Origin of the sequence: Kitasatospora sp. NPDC096128, assembly GCF_040303105.1 — a bacterium.
GTDB lineage: Bacteria > Actinomycetota > Actinomycetes > Streptomycetales > Streptomycetaceae > Kitasatospora.
This window is the reverse complement of record NZ_JBEOSP010000017.1, coordinates 145235-161788: the sequence shown is the minus strand read 5'-3', so window position 1 is coordinate 161788 and position 16554 is coordinate 145235. Positions and strand designations below refer to the sequence as shown.

16 protein-coding genes are annotated in these 16554 nt (G+C 71.4%); 14 read left to right on the top strand and 2 right to left on the bottom strand.

Features of this window, described 5'->3' with window-relative positions:
• Positions 1–26 precede the first annotated feature (26 nt).
• From ABTY61_RS20725 to ABTY61_RS20665, 13 genes are all read left to right on the top strand, one after another.
• Positions 27–1169: a nucleotide disphospho-sugar-binding domain-containing protein gene (locus ABTY61_RS20725; protein WP_350506478.1), complete on the top strand. Its 1143-nt coding sequence runs from the start codon at positions 27–29 to the stop codon at positions 1167–1169.
• A 16-nt stretch (positions 1170–1185) separates the two neighbouring features.
• A complete protein-coding gene (locus ABTY61_RS20720; protein WP_350506477.1) occupies positions 1186–2253 on the top strand; it encodes a glucose-1-phosphate thymidylyltransferase in 1068 nt (355 codons plus the stop codon).
• The gene (gene rfbB, locus ABTY61_RS20715; RefSeq protein WP_350506476.1) at positions 2250–3236 is read left to right on the top strand and encodes a dTDP-glucose 4,6-dehydratase; all 987 of its coding nucleotides are present in this window, start codon (positions 2250–2252) and stop codon (positions 3234–3236) included. The genes ABTY61_RS20720 and rfbB overlap by 4 nt, the downstream gene beginning before the upstream one ends.
• Positions 3223–4218 carry an NAD-dependent epimerase/dehydratase family protein gene (locus ABTY61_RS20710; protein WP_350506475.1) on the top strand — a complete coding sequence of 332 codons (996 nt, stop codon included), beginning with the start codon at positions 3223–3225 and terminating at the stop codon, positions 4216–4218. Before rfbB ends, ABTY61_RS20710 begins: the two co-directional genes overlap by 14 nt.
• A gap of 2 nt (positions 4219–4220) precedes the next feature.
• Complete coding sequence (gene rfbH / locus ABTY61_RS20705) at positions 4221–5525, top strand: lipopolysaccharide biosynthesis protein RfbH (RefSeq protein WP_350506474.1); 1305 nt, start codon at positions 4221–4223, stop codon at positions 5523–5525.
• A gap of 40 nt (positions 5526–5565) precedes the next feature.
• Positions 5566–6315, top strand: coding sequence for an NAD-dependent epimerase/dehydratase family protein (locus tag ABTY61_RS20700; protein ID WP_350506473.1), 750 nt, complete (start codon positions 5566–5568; stop codon positions 6313–6315).
• Between the two features lie 130 nt (positions 6316–6445).
• Entirely contained in the window at positions 6446–7882 is a 1437-nt protein-coding gene (locus tag ABTY61_RS20695) for an NDP-hexose 2,3-dehydratase family protein (RefSeq protein WP_350506472.1), read from the top strand.
• Positions 7879–8877 (top strand): Gfo/Idh/MocA family protein, encoded by a 999-nt coding sequence (locus ABTY61_RS20690; RefSeq protein WP_350506471.1) that lies wholly within the window; start codon positions 7879–7881, stop codon positions 8875–8877. Before ABTY61_RS20695 ends, ABTY61_RS20690 begins: the two co-directional genes overlap by 4 nt.
• A 164-nt stretch (positions 8878–9041) precedes the next feature.
• A complete protein-coding gene (locus ABTY61_RS20685) occupies positions 9042–10604 on the top strand; it encodes an MDR family MFS transporter (protein ID WP_350506470.1) in 1563 nt (520 codons plus the stop codon).
• A 130-nt stretch (positions 10605–10734) separates the two neighbouring features.
• Entirely contained in the window at positions 10735–11385 is a 651-nt protein-coding gene (locus ABTY61_RS20680) for a DsbA family oxidoreductase (RefSeq protein ID WP_350506469.1), read from the top strand.
• 38 nt (positions 11386–11423) lie between these two features.
• Complete coding sequence (locus ABTY61_RS20675) at positions 11424–12011, top strand: NADPH-dependent FMN reductase (RefSeq protein ID WP_350506468.1); 588 nt, start codon at positions 11424–11426, stop codon at positions 12009–12011.
• A gap of 233 nt (positions 12012–12244) precedes the next feature.
• Positions 12245–13795, top strand: a complete 1551-nt coding sequence (locus tag ABTY61_RS20670) for an FAD-binding oxidoreductase (protein WP_350506467.1) — start codon at positions 12245–12247, stop codon at positions 13793–13795.
• 164 nt (positions 13796–13959) lie between these two features.
• The gene (locus ABTY61_RS20665; RefSeq protein WP_350506466.1) at positions 13960–14250 is read left to right on the top strand and encodes an acyl-CoA carboxylase epsilon subunit; all 291 of its coding nucleotides are present in this window, start codon (positions 13960–13962) and stop codon (positions 14248–14250) included.
• Between the two features lie 45 nt (positions 14251–14295).
• On the opposite strand, the gene ABTY61_RS20660 is transcribed toward ABTY61_RS20665, so the two are convergent.
• Complete coding sequence (locus tag ABTY61_RS20660) at positions 14296–14991, bottom strand: response regulator transcription factor (protein ID WP_350506465.1); 696 nt, start codon at positions 14989–14991, stop codon at positions 14296–14298.
• A gap of 555 nt (positions 14992–15546) precedes the next feature.
• Entirely contained in the window at positions 15547–15798 is a 252-nt protein-coding gene (locus ABTY61_RS20655; protein WP_502895380.1) for a hypothetical protein, read from the bottom strand.
• A 176-nt stretch (positions 15799–15974) separates the two neighbouring features.
• Between ABTY61_RS20655 and ABTY61_RS20650 the strand changes: the two genes are divergently transcribed.
• Positions 15975–16430 (top strand): hypothetical protein, encoded by a 456-nt coding sequence (locus ABTY61_RS20650; protein ID WP_350506464.1) that lies wholly within the window; start codon positions 15975–15977, stop codon positions 16428–16430.
• The last annotated feature ends 124 nt before the right edge of the window (positions 16431–16554 follow it).

Genomic DNA, 16554 nt, shown 5'->3' with positions numbered 1-16554 from the left:
GTGGCGCGATCCGACAAGGAGAGAGCGTGAGGATACTTTTCGTGGCCGCCGGCAGCCCGGCGACGGTGTTCGCGCTGGCCCCGCTGGCCACCGCCGCGCGCAACGCCGGACACCAGGTCTTCATGGCCGCCAACGCGGACATGATGCCGGTCGTCGTGGAGGCCGGCCTGCCCGGACTGCCGACCACCGAGCTGCCGATCAAGCACTTCATCACCACCGACCGCAACGGCCGGCCCGAGGCGATCCCCGCGGACCCGGTCGGCCAGGCGCTGTTCACCGGCCGCTGGTTCGCCAGGATGGCGGCCGCGAGCCTGGCCGGCATGCTGGAACTGACCAGGGACTGGCGCCCGGACGTCGTGGTCGGCGGCACCATGTCCTACGTCGCCCCGCTGCTCGCCGCCCACCTCGGCGTCCCCCACGTCCGGCAGACCTGGGACGCCATCGACGCCGACGGCATCCACCCCGGCGCCGACGCGGAACTGCGGCCCGAACTGGCCGAACTCGGCCTGGACCGGCTGCCCGACCCGGACCTGTTCATCGACATCTGCCCGCCCAGCCTGCGCCCCGCGCACGCGGCCCCGGCCCGGGCGATGCGGTACATCCCGGCGAACCGGCAGCGCCGGCTCGAACCCTGGATGTACACCAAGGGCGAGCGGCCCCGGGTCTGCGTGACCTCGGGCAGCCGGGTCGCCAAGGAGAGCTACGACAAGAACTACGCCTTCCTGCGCGACCTCGCCGACAGCATGGCCGCCTGGGACGTCGAACTGATCGTCGCCGCGCCCGAGGAGGTGGCCGCCTCGCTGCGCGCCGAACTGCCGGACGCGGAGCTGCGGGCCGGCTGGGTGCCGCTGGACGTCGTCGCGCCCACCTGCGACCTGCTCGTCCACCACGCCGGCGGCGTCAGCACCCTCACCGGACTCAACGCCGGCGTGCCCCAACTGCTCATCCCCAAGGGAGCCGTCCTGGAGACTCCGGCCCGTCGCATCGCGGACTACGGGGCCGCCGTCACCCTGCTGCCCGGCCAGGACACCTCCGACGGCATCGCGGCGGCCTGTCAGGATCTGCTGGCGCAGCCCGCCTACCGCAAGCACGCGCAGGAGCTCTCCCACGAGATCTCCGCAATGCCGCAGCCCGCGCAGCTCGTGGCCGCACTGGAACAGCTCACATGAGTCGAGAGGACCTCTGATGAAGGCGCTCGTGTTGTCGGGCGGGTCCGGCACCCGCTTGCGACCGTTCAGCTACTCCATGCCGAAACAGCTCATACCCATCGCCAACACCCCGGTGCTGGAGCACGTCCTGAAGAACATCCGGGACCTGGGTGTGACCGAGATCGCCGTCATCGTCGGCAACCGCGCCCCCGAGATCTCCGCCGCGCTCGGCGACGGATCCCGGTTCGGCGTGCGCCTCACCTACATCCCGCAGGCCGAGCCGCTCGGCCTGGCCCACACCGTCACCCTCGCCCGGGACTTCCTCGGCGACGAGGACTTCGTGATGTACCTCGGCGACAACATGCTGCCCGAGGGGATCGTCGGCATCGCCGAGGACTTCGCCGCGCAGCGCCCCGCCGCCCAGGTCGTGGTCTACAAGGTCCGCGACCCGCGGTCCTTCGGGGTCGCCGAGCTGGGGCCGAACGGCGAGGTGCAGCGCCTGGTCGAGAAGCCGCAGCAGCCGCGCAGCGACCTCGCCCTGATCGGCGTCTACTTCTTCACCCCGGCCATCCACGAGGCGGTGGCCGCGATCGAGCCCAGCGCCCGCGGCGAGCTGGAGATCACCGACGCCATCCAGTGGCTGGTCACCGCGGGCGCCGACGTCCGGGCCAGCCAGTACGACGGGTACTGGAAGGACACCGGCAACGTCGAGGACGTGCTGGCCTGCAACCGGCACATGCTCGCGGACCTGCGGCCCGCCGTCGAGGGCGAGGTCGACGGCGCCAGCGTGCTGACCGGCGCGGTGGTCCTCGGGCCGGGGGCCCGCGTGGTGCGCTCGCGGATCCAGGGTCCGGTGATCATCGGCGCCGGCACGGTCGTCGAGGACAGCACCGTCGGTCCGAACACCGCCATCGGCCGCGACTGCCTGGTGACGGGCAGCGAACTGGAGGACTCCATCGCCCTGGACGGGGCCTCGGTCGCCGGCGTCCGCGGCCTGCGCAGCTCCCTGCTCGGGCGCTCCGCCTCCGTCGGCACCACCGACCGTGGTGCCGACCACTACCGCCTGGTCATCGGAGACCACACCCGAGTGGAGGTTTCGGCATGAGGATCCTGGTCACCGGAGCTGCGGGCTTCATCGGCTCGCACTTCGTCCGCAGCCTCCTCGCGAACGAGTACGCGGGCTGGGAGGACGCCCAGGTCACCGCCCTGGACAAGCTCACCTACGCCGGCAACCGGGAGAACCTGCCGGCCTCGCACCCCCGCCTGGTCTTCGTCCGCGGCGACATCTGCGACCGCGACCTGCTGCGCGAGCTGATGCCCGGCCACGACGCCCTCGTCCACTTCGCGGCCGAGACCCACGTGGACCGCTCCCTGGAGGGCCCGGGCGAGTTCTTCCGGACCAACGTGCTGGGCACCCAGACGCTGCTCGAGGCCGCCAAGGACAGCGGCGTCGGGCGGGTCGTGCACGTCTCCACCGACGAGGTGTACGGCTCGATCGCCGAGGGCTCCTGGACGGAGCAGCGGCCGCTGGAGCCCAACTCCCCGTACGCGGCCTCCAAGGCGAGCTCCGACCTGGTCGCCCGGGCCTACTGGCGCACCTACGGGCTGAACCTCTCGGTCACCCGCTGCTCCAACAACTACGGACCGTACCAGCACCCCGAGAAGCTCTTCCCGCTGTTCATCACCAACCTCCTGGAGGGCAAGCAGGTCCCGCTGTACGGGGACGGCCGAAACATCCGGGAGTGGCTGCACGTGGACGACCACTGCCGCGCCATCCACCTGGTGCTCGACCACGGCCGGGTCGGCGAGATCTACAACGTCGGCGGCGGAAACGAGCGGACCAACCTCGCCATCACCGAGCGCCTGCTCGAACTGCACGGCGCGGGCCGCGAGATGCTCCGCTACGTCGAGGACCGCAAGGGGCACGACCTGCGCTACTCGATCGACGACAGCAAGATCCGCGAGGAGCTGGGCTACGCCCCGAGGATCGCCTTCGAGGACGGACTGGCCGCCACCGTGGCCTGGTACCGGGACAACCCGGACTGGTGGAAGGCCGTCAAGTACGGGGCGAGCCGTGGCACGAACTGACGAGGCGACGGCGGCCGGGCTCTCGGTCGTCGTCCTGGGCGCCACCGGGTACCTGGGCCCCCACATCACCGCCGCGTTCGGCGCGGCCGGGGCCCGGGTGCACCCGGTCTCCCGCAGCGCCGTTCAGGACCCGGACCCGGAGGTGCGCCCGCTGCGGCTGGACCTGCTGGAGACCGGGCCGGCCGAGCTCGCCGACCTGCTCGGCTCGCTCCGGGCCGACGTGGTGGTCAACGCGGCCGGCCGGGTCTGGGGGGCCGACGAGGCCGAGATGGCCCGCGGCAACGGCGACCTGGTCGGCCGGGTCGCCGAGGCGATCGCCGCCCTGCCCCGCCCGGTACGGCTGATCCAGCTCGGCACCGTCCACGAGTACGGGGCGGGCACGCCGGGCGCCGGCACCCCTGAGGAGCAGCCGCCGGCCCCGGTCACGCCGTACGGGCGCACCAAGCTCCTCGGCACCGAGCAGGCCCTGCGGGCCGCCCGGGACCGGGGCGTGGACACGGTGGTGCTCCGGCTCGCCAACGCCGTCGGCGCCGGAGCCCCGCGCGGCAGCCTCTTCGGCATGGTCGCCGCGCACCTCGGCGAGGCCGCGCTCGCCGCCTCCCGGGGGGAGCGGCCGGCCGAACTGCGGCTGCCGCCGCTGACCGCCCGCCGCGATGTGGTGGACGTGCGCGACGCGGTGGACGCCATCGTGGCCGCGGCCACCGCCACGGGGGCGGACGTGCCCGGCCGGGTGATCAACATCGGCCGGGGCGAGGCCGTCCCGATGGGCGGGCTGATCGACCGGATGATCACCCTCAGCGGACTGGAGGTCCCGGTGGTCGACCCCGGCGACCAGGGACCGCGCCGCACCGACGTGGAGTGGCAGCAGATGGACGTCACCCGGGCGCGCAAGCTCCTGGACTGGCAGCCGCGGCGCACTCTCGACGACTCACTGCTCCACCTGCTCGGCGCCGCGACGCCGCCACTCGACCGGAGGAACTGACGATGACCGATCGCAAGGAACTGGTCCTGGACGAGGTCCGCCGCTACCACCAGGAGACCGAGCCCAGCGGGGAGTTCGTGCCCGGCACCACCGAGATCTGGCCGTCCGGGGCGGTGCTCGACGAGGCGGACCGGGTGGCCCTGGTGGAGGCCGCCCTGACCATGCGGATCGCCGCCGGCCGCAGCTCCCGGAAGTTCGAGTCGGCCTTCGCCCGCAGGCTCAAGCGACGCAAGGCCCACCTGACCAACTCGGGCTCCTCGGCGAACCTGCTGGCCGTCTCGGCGCTGACCTCCCACCTGCTGGAGGACCGCCGGCTCAAGCCCGGCGACGAGGTGATCACCGTCGCCGCGGGCTTCCCGACCACCGTCAACCCGATCCTGCAGAACGGCCTGATCCCGGTCTTCGTCGACGTCGACCTGACCACCTACAACGCGACCGCCGAGCGGGTCGCGCTGGCGATCGGCCCCAAGACCCGCGGGATCATCCTCGCGCACGCCCTCGGCAACCCCTTCGAGGTCGCCGAGATCGCCCAGCTCGCCACCGACCACGACCTGTTCCTCATCGAGGACAACTGCGACGCGGTCGGCTCCACCTACGACGGCCAACTCACCGGCACCTTCGGTGACATGACCACCGTCAGCTTCTACCCCGCACACCACCTCACGATGGGCGAGGGCGGCTGCGTGCTCACCTCGAACCTGGCGCTGGCCCGGATCGTGGAGTCACTGCGCGACTGGGGCCGGGACTGCTGGTGCGAGCCCGGCGAGAACGACAAGTGCCTCAAGCGCTTCCAGTACCAGATGGGCACCCTGCCGGCCGGCTACGACCACAAGTACATCTTCTCGCACGTCGGTTACAACCTGAAGGCCACCGACATCCAGGCCGCCCTCGGGCTGACCCAGCTCGACAAGCTGGACGGCTTCATCGAGGCCCGCAAGAACAACTGGCGGCGGCTGCGCGAGGGCCTGGACGGCGCACCGGGCCTGCTGCTGCCCGAGGCCACGCCCCGCTCCGACCCGAGCTGGTTCGGCTTCGTGATCACCGTCGACCCCGAGGCCCCCTTCAAGCGCGCCGAGCTGGTCGACTACCTGGAGGAGCGCAAGATCGGCACCCGGCGGCTGTTCGCCGGCAACCTCACCCGCCACCCGGCCTACATCGACCAGCCGCACCGGGTCGTCGGCGAGCTCACCAACAGCGACATCATCACCGAGCAGACCTTCTGGATCGGCGTCTACCCGGCGCTCACCGACGAGATGCTCGACTACATGACCTCCTCGATCAAGGAGTTCCTGGCCACCCGCAGTTGACCACCCCCGGCCACCCCCTCCGAGGAGTACAGGACGGCGCATGGAAATCGTGGGAACCGGATTCCTGGCACGGAATCTGCGTCCGCTGGCCGACAGCTACCCGGACACCGTCGCCCTCGCGGCCGGCGTCTCCTGGGCGAGCGGAACCTCCGCCGCCGACTTCGCCAGGGAGGCCGAACTGCTGCGGCGCACCGCGCGCCGCTGCGCGGCCGAGGGCCTGCGGCTGATGTTCTTCTCGACCGCGGCCACCGGGATGTACGGCCTGGCCGAGGGCCCCGGCCGGGAGGACGGCCCGGTGACGCCCTGCACGCCCTACGGAGCGCACAAGCTCGCGCTCGAAGGGCTGCTGCGCGACACCGGCGCCGACCACCTGATCCTGCGGCTCGGCCACCTCGTGGGGCCGGACCAGCCGGAGCACCAGCTGCTCCCGACGCTGCTGCGGCAGCTGCGCGAAGGCACGATCCGCATCCAGCGCGGCGCCGCGCGCGACCTCATCGACGTCACCGACGTGGTCACCGTGGTCGACCGGCTGCTCGCGCTGGACCTGCGGGCCGAGACGGTCAACGTGGCCTCCGGGGCGGCCATCCCGGTCGAGGAGATCGTCGACCACCTCCAGCACAGCCTCGGCCTGACCGCCGAGCGGGTGTACCAGTACGCGGGCCGCCAGCACGACATCTCGATCGAGAAGCTGCGCGCCCTGGTGCCCCAGGTCGAGCGGATGGGCTTCGGCCCCGACTACTACCGCCGGATCCTCGACAACTTCACCGCCGGCACCGGCACCCGGGTCTGACCCGGCCGACCCGGTCCCGACCCGGCGGACCCGGCCGACCCGGGCCCGACCCGACCGATCCGACAGGAGCGAGCAGGGCCATGACCTACCCGACCTCCGAACTCACCACCCAGGAACAGGGGGAACTCTGATGCCGTCCCAGACCGACCGACCCAGCGCGGCCGACAGCGCGGCCGACAGCGCGGTGCAGCCGCGCGAGGACGCTGAGCTGTCCGCCCGGATCGCCCGGTCGGCCGGCGCCGCCGAGGGCGCGCACCTGCGCACCGAGGACTTCCGCGACTGGCTGGCGGAGCGCGGCCGGGCCAACACCTTCCGGGTGGACCGCATCCCGTTCGCCGACCTGGTCGGCTGGTCCTTCGAGGAGGCCACCGGCAACCTCGTCCACCGCAGCGGCCGGTTCTTCACCGTCGAGGGCCTCAAGGTCACGGAGGAGGCCGAGCCGTACGGCGACGGCCCGTACGTCCAGTGGCACCAGCCCATCATCAAGCAGCCCGAGGTGGGCATCCTGGGCATCCTCGTCAAGGAGTTCGACGGGGTGCTGCACTTCCTGATGCAGGCCAAGATGGAGCCGGGCAACCCGAACCTGCTCCAGCTCTCGCCCACCGTCCAGGCCACCCGCAGCAACTACACCAAGGCCCACCAGGGCGGGGACGTCAAGTACATCGAGTACTTCGTCGGCCCCGGCCGCGGCCGGGTCATCGCCGACGTGCTGCAGTCCGAGCACGGCTCGTGGTTCTACCGCAAGTCCAACCGGAACATGCTGGTCGAGGCGGTCGGCGAGGTGCCGCTGCTGGACGACTTCTGCTGGCTCACCCTCGGCCAGATCAACGAACTGCTGCGCGCGGACAACGTCGTCAACATGGACTCCCGGACGGTGCTCTCCTGCCTGCCCTATCCGGACACCGGCGCGGGCGCGCTGTGGTCGGACATCGAGCTGCACTCCTGGATCACCGAGCAGCGCTCCCGGCACGCCGTCCGGGCCGAGTGCGTCCCGCTGGACGGCATCCCCGGCTGGAAGCGCGGCGAGACCGTGATCGAGCACGAGGCCGGCCGGTACTTCAAGGTCGTCGCGGTGAACGTGACGGCCGGCAACCGCGAGGTGACCGGCTGGACCCAGCCCCTGTTCGAACCGGTCGGCCTGGGCGTCGCGGCCTTCCTGCTCCGGGAGTTCGACGGCGTGCCGCACCTGCTGGTGCATGCCCGGGTCGAGGGCGGCTTCCTGGACACCGTCGAGCTGGGCCCCACCGTCCAGTACACGCCCACCAACTACGCCCACCTGGCGGAGCGGGACCGCCCGCCCTTCCTGGACGAGGTCCTGGCGAGCGGCGCGGACCGGATCCGCTACGAGGCCGTGCACTCGGAGGAGGGCGGGCGCTTCCTCAACGCGGAGAGCCGCTACCTGATCGTCGAGGCCGACGAGCGGACCGCCCCGCTGGACCCGCCGCCCGGCTACGCCTGGGCCACCCCGGCGCAGCTCACCTCGCTGGTCCGGCACAGCCACTTCATCAACGTCCAGGCCCGCACCCTGCTGGCCTGCCTGGAGGCCGCGGGGGTGCGGTCCCGATGAGCGCCCCGATCCGGATCGGGGTGATCGGCTGCGCGGACATCGCGCTCCGCCGGATGCTCCCCGCCTTCGAGGACTGCCCCGACCTGGAGATCGCCGCCGTCGCCAGCCGCGACCGGGACAAGGCCGAGGCGGCGGCGAAGCGCTTCGGCTGCGAGCCGGTGCACGGCTACGCCGAACTCCTCCAACTGGACGGGGTGGACGCCGTCTACGTGCCGCTGCCGGCGGCGCTGCACGCCGAGTGGGTGGACGCGGCGCTGGACGCGGGCAAGCACGTGCTCGCCGAGAAGCCGCTCAGCACCGACCGGGAGCGGACGGAGCGACTCCTGGCGAAGGCCGGGGGCCTCGGCCTGGCGCTGATGGAGAACGTGATGTTCGTCCACCACACCCGGCACGAGGCCGTCCGGCGGCTGGTCGCCGACGGCGCGATCGGCGAACTCCGCTCCTTCCACGGGGTCTTCGCGATCCCCGCGCCGCCGGACGGCGACATCCGGTACAGCGCGGAGCTCGGCGGCGGGGCGCTCGCGGACATCGGCGTCTACCCGCTGCGCGGCGCCCTGCACTTCCTGGGACCGGAGTCGGAGGTCGTCGGCGCCCAACTCACCACCGGGCGGGGCCGGGAGGTCGAGACCGCCGGGGCCGTCCTGCTGCGCACCCCCACCGGGGCCACCGCCCAGCTCACCTTCGGCATGGACCACGCCTACCGTTCGGCGTACGAGCTGTGGGGCAGCCGGGGCCGGATCACCGTCGACCGGGCCTTCACCCCGCCGGCCGACCAGGTCCCGGTGATCGGGCTCCACCGGGGCCTGGACAGCGAGGAGATCCGGCTGGAGCCGTGCGACCAGGTCGCCGCGACGGTCGAGGCGTTCGTCGTCGCCGTGCGGGCGGGTTCGGCCCCCGGCCGGGACACGCTCCGGCAGGCGGAACTGCTCGACGAGGTGCGTCGATCGTCGACGGAGCATGCCGCGCCACCTCGCGGTCCGGGGGCGCGGGGATGATCGGGTACTCCTTGACGGCGAACCCTCCCGGTCAGCATGATTGAGTCCAACTCGCGGACGGATTTGCCCGATTGATGTGGCGTCAGAGAAGCTCGTGAGGCGGCGTCACGGCAATCGGACGCCAGGTGCCGGCCTGCCGATCGACGACAGAAGGCGAGAGGGCGATGTCCCAGGACCACGTGACGGCGGAGCCCCAAGGACCGTTACCCCAACCGCGAGGTCTCTGGGTCTCCCTGATCGCCCTGCTGATCGCGATGCTCCTCGCGACGCTCGACAACCTCATCCTCTCCGCCGCGATGCCGACCATCGTCCGGCAGCTGGGCGGACTGGCCGACCTCTCCTGGGTCGTCACCGCCTACTCGCTCGCGACCGCGACCTCGACGCCCATCTGGGGCAAGCTGAGCGACATGTACGGCCGCAAGGGCGTCTTCATCGCGGCGATCGTCGTCTTCCTGATCGGTTCGGCACTGGCCGGCTCGTCCCAGTCGATGGGCCAGCTGATCGCGTTCCGCGCCGTCCAGGGGCTCGGCGGCGGCGGTCTGATGGTCGGCTCCTACGCGATCATGGCCGACCTGGTGCCGAGCCGGGAGCGCGGCAAGGCCCAGGGCCTGTTCTCCAGCGTGATGGGCCTGGCCATGGTCTCCGGGCCGCTGGCCGGCGGCCTGATCACCGACCACCTCGGCTGGCGCTGGGGCTTCTGGCTCAACCTGCCGCTGAGCGTGCTCGCCCTGGTCGTGGTGATCATCGGGATCCGGCTGCCGAAGCGGCGCTCCCCGGCCCGGGCGGACTACCCGGGCGCCGTGCTGCTGACCGTCGCCATCGCGACGATCGTGCTGGTCACCAGCTGGGGCGGGCACCGCTACACCTGGGACTCGCCGATGATCCTCGGCCTGATCGCGCTGGCCCTGGTGGCCGGGGTCGCCTTCCTCCAGGTGGAGCGCACGGCGGTCGAGCCGGTGCTGCCGTTGCAGATCTTCCGGAACGGCAACTTCTCGCTGGGCACCGTGATCGGCTTTCTGGCCGGGATCGGGATGTTCGTCGGGATGACCTTCCTGCCGCTGTTCCAGCAGGCCGCCCAGGGGACCTCGGCCACCTCCTCCGGACTGCTGCTGCTGCCCGTGTTCGGCGCCATGATGGGCATCAACCTGGTCGTGGGGCAGGTCATCACCAAGACCGGCCGGTACAAGCTGTTCATCGTGGCCGGCAGCGTCCTGCTCCCGCTGGGACTGCTGCTGATGGCCCAGATGGACCCGGGCACCCCGAAGCTGCTGTCGGTGCCGTACATGGCGGTGTTCGGGGCGGGCATGGGCTGTCTGATGCAGACCGCGATGCTGATCGCGATGGAGAGCGTCCAGTTGAAGGACATGGGCGTCGCCTCCTCCACCGTGACGCTCTCCCGCACCGTGGGCGGTTCCATCGGCGTCGCGGTGATGGGCTCGCTCTTCGCCCAGCGGCTCCAGGACAGTCTGAGCGAGCAGGGCGGCGCGGCGGCGGGCATCCCGGCCGGGTCGGCGCAGCTGGACGTCGCCGGGCTCCCGGCGGCGGCCCGCGCGGTGTACGCGAACGCGGTCACCTCCGGCATGAACCTGGTCTTCCTGATCAGCGCGGCGATCACCGCGACCGGGATCGTGGCCGCGTGCTTCATCCGGGAGATCCCGCTGCGGAGTTCGCCGGTCCCCGGGGCGAAGGCCGCCGAACCGGCGGTTCCGGCACCGGAGAAGGCCTGAACCCTCCGGGCGGACGCCCGGTGACCACGACGTCCACGAGTCCCCGGATCAGGTAACCCCAGCTCACGAAACGCCAGCTCACGAAACCCCAGCTCACGAGCAGCAGACCGACAGCCGGAAGGCAGCAGCAATGACCCAGCAGGCGCAGCGCACCACCGTGCGGGCGGAGATCGTCCTGGACGTGATCTGCGTGCACTCCTACCTCGGCTACACCCGCTTCGCCCGGGCGGCCGAGCGCCTGCGCGCCACCGGCGTCGCGGTGGAGGTGGACTTCCTCCCCTTCGAACTCGCCCCCGGGGCGGGGACGGTGGGGGCACCGCTGCTGGAGGTGCTGGAGCGGACCTTCGGCCCCCAGGCGGTGGCCGGGATCACCCAGCTCGCCGCGGCCGCGGTCCAGGACGGCCTGGACCTCCACTACGAACGGGCGGTGGCGACCGGCACGTTCGAGGCCCACCGGCTGATCGCGCTGGCCGCCGCCCAGGGCCGGGCCGAGCAGATGGTGGAGCGCCTGTTCCGGGCGCACTTCACCGACGGACTGCACATCGGCGACGCCGCCACGCTCGCCGCCCTGGCGGCCGAGGTCGGCGTCCGGACCGACGGGGACGGCGCCGCCCCCGCCCCCGAGCTGCTGCAGGCCCGGCTCGACCTGGTGCGCCGGCGCGGCATCACGGCCATCCCGGTCTTCCTGATCGACGGCGTCCCGCCGTTGACCGGTTCCCAGTCCGAGAGCGCGCTGTTCGCCGCGCTCCAGGCCGCGGCGGGCGCCGCCCGGACGGCCTGACCCACCCCATCCCACCACCGCCCCGAGGAGCACACCGCGTGTCCGACAACCGACTGAAGCTGGCCGTCATCATCGGCAGCGTCCGAGAGGGGCGCTTCGGCCCGACCGTGGCCAACTGGTTCGTGGGCGAGGCCGAACGCCGCGACGACGTCGAGGTGGACCTGGTGGACCTGGCCGAGGTGGCACTCGGCCCGGACGCCCCGTCGGCCTCGCCGTCCGCCTCGGTCATCGGCGCCCTCGGCGGTCTGACGCCGCGGCTGGACGCCGCCGACGCGTTCGTCGTGGTGACCCCGGAGTACAACCACAGCTACCCGGCGGCGCTGAAGAACGCCATCGACTGGCACAACTCGCAGTTCCACGCGAAGCCGGTCGCCTTCGTGTCCTACGGCGGGCTCTCCGGCGGTCTGCGGGCGGTGGAGCACCTGCGGCTGGTCTTCGCGGAGCTGCACGCCGTCACCACCCGGGACACCGTGAGCTTCCACGGGCCGTGGGAGCAGTTCGACGCCGACGGCAAGCTCCGCAACCCGGAGGGGCCGGCCACCGCGGCCAAGACCCTGCTCGACCAGGTGACCTGGTGGGCGCGGGCGCTCCGGGACGCCAAGGCCGTTCACCCGTACGGTTCCTGAGGGTCCGTCGCATCAGGCCCACACCCCTCATTGCTAACTTTCGGATCACCCAAGGACAGATCCGCGTCAACTGCATGACGACACCGCTCGTCGACTGCTTGGCTGAGGCTGACCCCGGGGGAGCCCGCAACGGCTGCCCCCGGGGGTTCGTACGCCCTCCAGACAGTTAGAGGTTCGACATGGTTTCGAGACGCGGATTCATAGGCTCCGCGGCGGCCGCGACAGGTGCCGTCGTGGGCCTGTCCGGTGCGGCGACGCCGGCCTTCGCGGCCGGGAGCCGGCACGTGGCGCCGCCGCCGGCGCCCGCGGTGATCGTCCGGCCGGGTGACATCCAGTACGCGGCATTGGCCTCGCGCGGTTACAACACCCGCTTCGTCGCCACGCCCGACGAAATCTGGCTGGTGCATTCCGCGGACCAGGTGAAGAAAGCGGTGGACCAGGCGGTCGGCAAGAAGCAGCGCATCACCGTCCGCAGCGGCGGGCACTGTTTCGAGGACCTGGTCGACAATCCTGATTTCCGTCTGCTGGTCGACACCAAGGAAATGAACCGGGTCTATTTCGACCCGGACATGAACGCCTTCGCGGTCGAGTCCGGTGCGACGCTGGGCCAGGTGTACGCGGCGCTGTACCAGGGCTGGGGGGTCGTGCTGCCGGGCGGTGTCTGCCCGGAGGTCGGCGCCGGCGGCCATGTCGCCGGGGGCGGCTACGGTCCGCTGTCCCGCCGCTTCGGCCTCTCCGTCGACCACCTGTACGCGGTCGAGGTCGTGGTGCCGGGCTGCGAGGGCGACGCGCGGGTCGTGGTGGCCACCCGTCGGCCGGACGACCCCAACCACGACCTGTGGTGGGCGCACACCGGCGGTGGCGGCGGCAACTTCGGGATCGTGACGAAGTACTGGTTCCGGACGCCGGGCGCCACCGGCACCGATCCGTCCGGGCTGCTGCCCAAGCCGCCGGCGCGGGTCCTGAAGACCATGGTGACCTGGCAGTGGTCCGAGCTGACCGAGGCCAACTTCACCCGGTTGGTGATGAACCACGGGGCCTGGCACGCGGCCAACAGCTCGGCGGACTCGCCGTACGCGATGATGCACAGCTCGTTCCAGCTGTTCTCCTCGATGGCGACCATCGTCCAGTTGGACATCACGATGGACAACACGCTGCCGAACACCAAGAGCCTGCTGGACGCCTACATCGCCGCGCTGTCGGCCGGGGTGTCCGCCACCCCGAAGGTCGACAGCCAGGACCTGGCCTGGCTCGACTTCGCGCTGACCCCGTCGGTCACGTACGCGAACTGGACCCGCCACAAGTCCATGGGCGGCTACATGCGCAAGCCGTTCACCCAGACCCAGGTGAGCGCGCTCTACCGCAGCCTCACGGACCCCACCCACACCGGTGGGGGCCTGGTCTACCTGGCCGCGTACGGCGGGAAGATCAACACGGTCGGCTCCGCGGACACCGCGATGGCCCAGCGGGACTCGATCCTGAAGATCTGGTACGCGTCCAACTGGCCGGACGCGGCGCGGGACCAGTCCGAGGTGGACTGGATCCGGGGGGTGCGCGAGGGCGTCCACGCCTCGACCGGCGGCTACCCGGTGCCCAACGACCAGCAGGACGGCCTGTACATCAACTACCCGGACGTGGACTCCCGGGACCCGAAGTACAACACCAGCGGCGTGCCGTGGTCGACCTTGTACTACAAGGACAACTATCCGAGGTTGCAGCGGGTGAAGCGGGCCTACGACCCGCGGAACGTCTTCCGCAACCCGTTGTCGATCGACCCGGCCTGACCCGCCCCCGCCCACCCCGGCGAGACCGGTCACGGTTCTCCCCTCGGCGCGGCGGGCGGAGTTCGACGCGATGACAGAGGGCCCGGCCCCCGATGGGCCCTCTGCCTGACCGTCGGCCCCGGCGAACCCGACGAGCGACCGGTCAAGGGGAGGAGTCCATCGCGATGGGAGCGGACAACACGGCGCAGGACCCGTACGGGCCGAACGCGCCCGAGGATCCGACGGAGGCGCCGCCGGAGCAGACCTGGCGGATCGTCCGGGGCGTCCTGGACGCGGAGGAACTGGCGGCCCTGACGGCCGTGCTGGCCCGCTGCTACGGCCGGGCGGGCGCGCAGGCCGCCGGTGCGACGGAGCTGCGGCGCGTCGATGCGAAGTGGTCCCCGGCCGAGGCCCGGCGCAAGGCGGCAACCTCGTGGGCGGCCGGTCCCCGGCCGAGTTGGCGAACGGCGGCCTGAGCGGTGGCCGGCCACCCACGAGGTTGCCGCGGTGCGGGGCGCTTCCTACAGGGGGCCCCGTTGCCCCAGGCGGAAGCCGACACCGCGGACCGTGGTGATCCAGGTGCTGGAACCGAGCTTGCTGCGCAGGCTGCTGACGTGGGTGTCGATCGTGCGGCCCGGCTGGGAGCGGGAGTCGTCCCAGACCTGGGTCATGATCTGCCTGCGGGAGATGATCCGCTCGGGCTGGGAGGCGAGCAGGTACAGCAGGTCGAACTCCTTGCGGGTGACGTCGATGCGCCGGTCGCCGAGGCGGACCTCCCGGGTGCTCAGCATGATGCTCAACGGGTCGATGACGATGTCCCCGGCGGCGGGCCCCTGGGAGTGGACCCGGCGCATCACGGCGTCGATCCGGGCCAGCAGCTCGGGGAAGCAGTAGGGCTTGGCGACGTAGTCGTCGGACCCGGCCTGGAGGCCGAGGACCCGTTCGAGCGCGCTGTCGCGGGTGGTGACGACGATGATCGCGGTGTTGCAGACGGAGCGGATGGCCCGGCAGACCTCGATGCCGTCCAGGTCGGGCAGGTCCGGGTCCATCAGTATCAGGTCGGCGTTCCGGTGTTGGTGGAGGGCCTTGGTGCCGGTGTCCACGCTTTCGGCCTGATGTCCCTGCCGGCGCATCTCCTGTACGAGTGTTCCGGCGGCTTTCGCATCGCTTTCCACGACGAGTACGCGGAGCGATGATTTGGTCTTCCGCGGTGCCATCGGCGGCAGTCTTCGCCGGTCCGAATGGCTTCGTAAGAGTTGAGGTTCTAGAAGATTGGCTCGTTGCTGATCCATCGCTGCCCCCCCGGAAGTCTCGCGATACTTAGATCACAAAGCAGGCCCCCAAACAGGAAGCAAGACTAATATGATCAAAGACGCGGGTCAATGTGGTTCAATTGTTAACCAGTGCTCCGGTTGTGGATTCGATCTTCATGGCCTGTCGATCATCGGCCCACCAGGGGCTGGATCCGGTCGCTGCGGCCTGATGTGGTGAGCGGCGGGCCGCCCGTCGGGCCCGGGTTCAATGTTTTCCTGTGATGAAGCCCATAGTTCATCGGGGTGCCGGGTGACCGCATTGTGGGATCGCCAGGTTGACGGACTGTCAGCTGAACGAATGTCAGCTCCCGTTCGTTTCCGTTCACTTCCGATCGCTTTACGACTTTCGGGTGTCGCACCGGTGGCGATCTTCATCGGACCGACACGAGCCCGCCGGTGGCCGGATTCCGGCGGCCCGGTCCGAAGGGGAGCCAGGGTGGATCCGGGGCGCGCGCGAATTCACCCCCGCAATGGTGGCGGAATCGGGGGTGGGGCCTTGCGCAGGTCGAGGTCGTCGGCGAGCGGCAGGATGCGCAGCACCGGGGCCTCGACCACCTGGGCGCCGCGCCGGGTGGGCAGGGCGGTGAGCTCCTCGCGGCGGCGTGCGGCGGCGACACCGACGGTGAAGCCGGTGAGCGGTCCCGGCGGTCCGGTGGGGTGCGCCGGCCCCGGCAGTGCCGCCGGTTCCGGCGCGGTGGGGGTTGCTGCCATGCAGCTCAGCCTGCGGGTCGGGTGTTTCGGGGGCATTGCCCACCCGTCACCCGCCGGTAAGCAAGGGGGACGCCGCCGTCGGGCCGTCCGTACGACGATCGGACGACTCGGCGCGCGGGCGGGCGGAGCGGCGGTTAGCGTCGGCCGCACCACGTCCCACACCCCCGGAGGTTGCAGTGCAGCGGTGGATCGTCCTGACGGTACTGACCTCGGCCCTCACCGGCCTAGCCGCCCCGGCCCAGGCCGTCGGCCCGGCCCCGGCGCCGGCCAAGGATTCGGCCGGCATCGACGTCACCCTCGGTGACGTGGTGATCGACCCGAAGATCCCCAGTAGGGCCCGGGTCTCCGTCAGCTATCTCTGCTCGGTCGCCGACGAGGCCCGTTCGCTCACCGTCTCGGTGGAACAGCAGGACCCGGAGGACTCCTCGTCCAAGGCCTTCGGCTCCAGCCGCACCCCGGACACCGACATCGTCTGCGACGGCACCGTCCAGCAGCGGCAACTGCTCGTCCAGTCCAAGACCGTCAACTGGATCGCCGGCGCCGACGCCATCGCCATCGCCACCGTCTCCAACATCGGCTCCACCCCGTCGGCCGCCGCCGACTCCCGGAGGGTGAAACTCGTCGTCGGCTGACCTGTGCTGATCGCCCCGCAGCTGAGGAGGGGCCGGCCGTCGGTGCCCGGTGGGTACCGGGCTTCCGCTTCGAGCTCGGGCCGGACATCGCCGTCACCATCCGGGGCGACCTGGACCTCCAGGG

What these genes read in the sequence shown, in the direction of transcription:
- ABTY61_RS20720 (WP_350506477.1), top strand. Translation starts at nt 1,186, where the DNA reads ATGAAGGCGCTCGTGTTGTCGGGCGGGTCCGGCACCCGCTTGCGACCG.
- rfbB (WP_350506476.1), top strand. Translation starts at nt 2,250, where the DNA reads ATGAGGATCCTGGTCACCGGAGCTGCGGGCTTCATCGGCTCGCACTTC.
- rfbH (WP_350506474.1), top strand. Translation starts at nt 4,221, where the DNA reads ATGACCGATCGCAAGGAACTGGTCCTGGACGAGGTCCGCCGCTACCAC.
- ABTY61_RS20700 (WP_350506473.1), top strand. Translation starts at nt 5,566, where the DNA reads ATGGAAATCGTGGGAACCGGATTCCTGGCACGGAATCTGCGTCCGCTG.
- ABTY61_RS20695 (WP_350506472.1), top strand. Translation starts at nt 6,446, where the DNA reads ATGCCGTCCCAGACCGACCGACCCAGCGCGGCCGACAGCGCGGCCGAC.
- ABTY61_RS20690 (WP_350506471.1), top strand. Translation starts at nt 7,879, where the DNA reads ATGAGCGCCCCGATCCGGATCGGGGTGATCGGCTGCGCGGACATCGCG.
- ABTY61_RS20685 (WP_350506470.1), top strand. Translation starts at nt 9,042, where the DNA reads ATGTCCCAGGACCACGTGACGGCGGAGCCCCAAGGACCGTTACCCCAA.
- ABTY61_RS20680 (WP_350506469.1), top strand. Translation starts at nt 10,735, where the DNA reads ATGACCCAGCAGGCGCAGCGCACCACCGTGCGGGCGGAGATCGTCCTG.
- ABTY61_RS20665 (WP_350506466.1), top strand. Translation starts at nt 13,960, where the DNA reads ATGGGAGCGGACAACACGGCGCAGGACCCGTACGGGCCGAACGCGCCC.
- ABTY61_RS20660 (WP_350506465.1), bottom strand. Translation starts at nt 14,991, where the DNA reads ATGGCACCGCGGAAGACCAAATCATCGCTCCGCGTACTCGTCGTGGAA.
- ABTY61_RS20655 (WP_502895380.1), bottom strand. Translation starts at nt 15,798, where the DNA reads ATGGCAGCAACCCCCACCGCGCCGGAACCGGCGGCACTGCCGGGGCCG.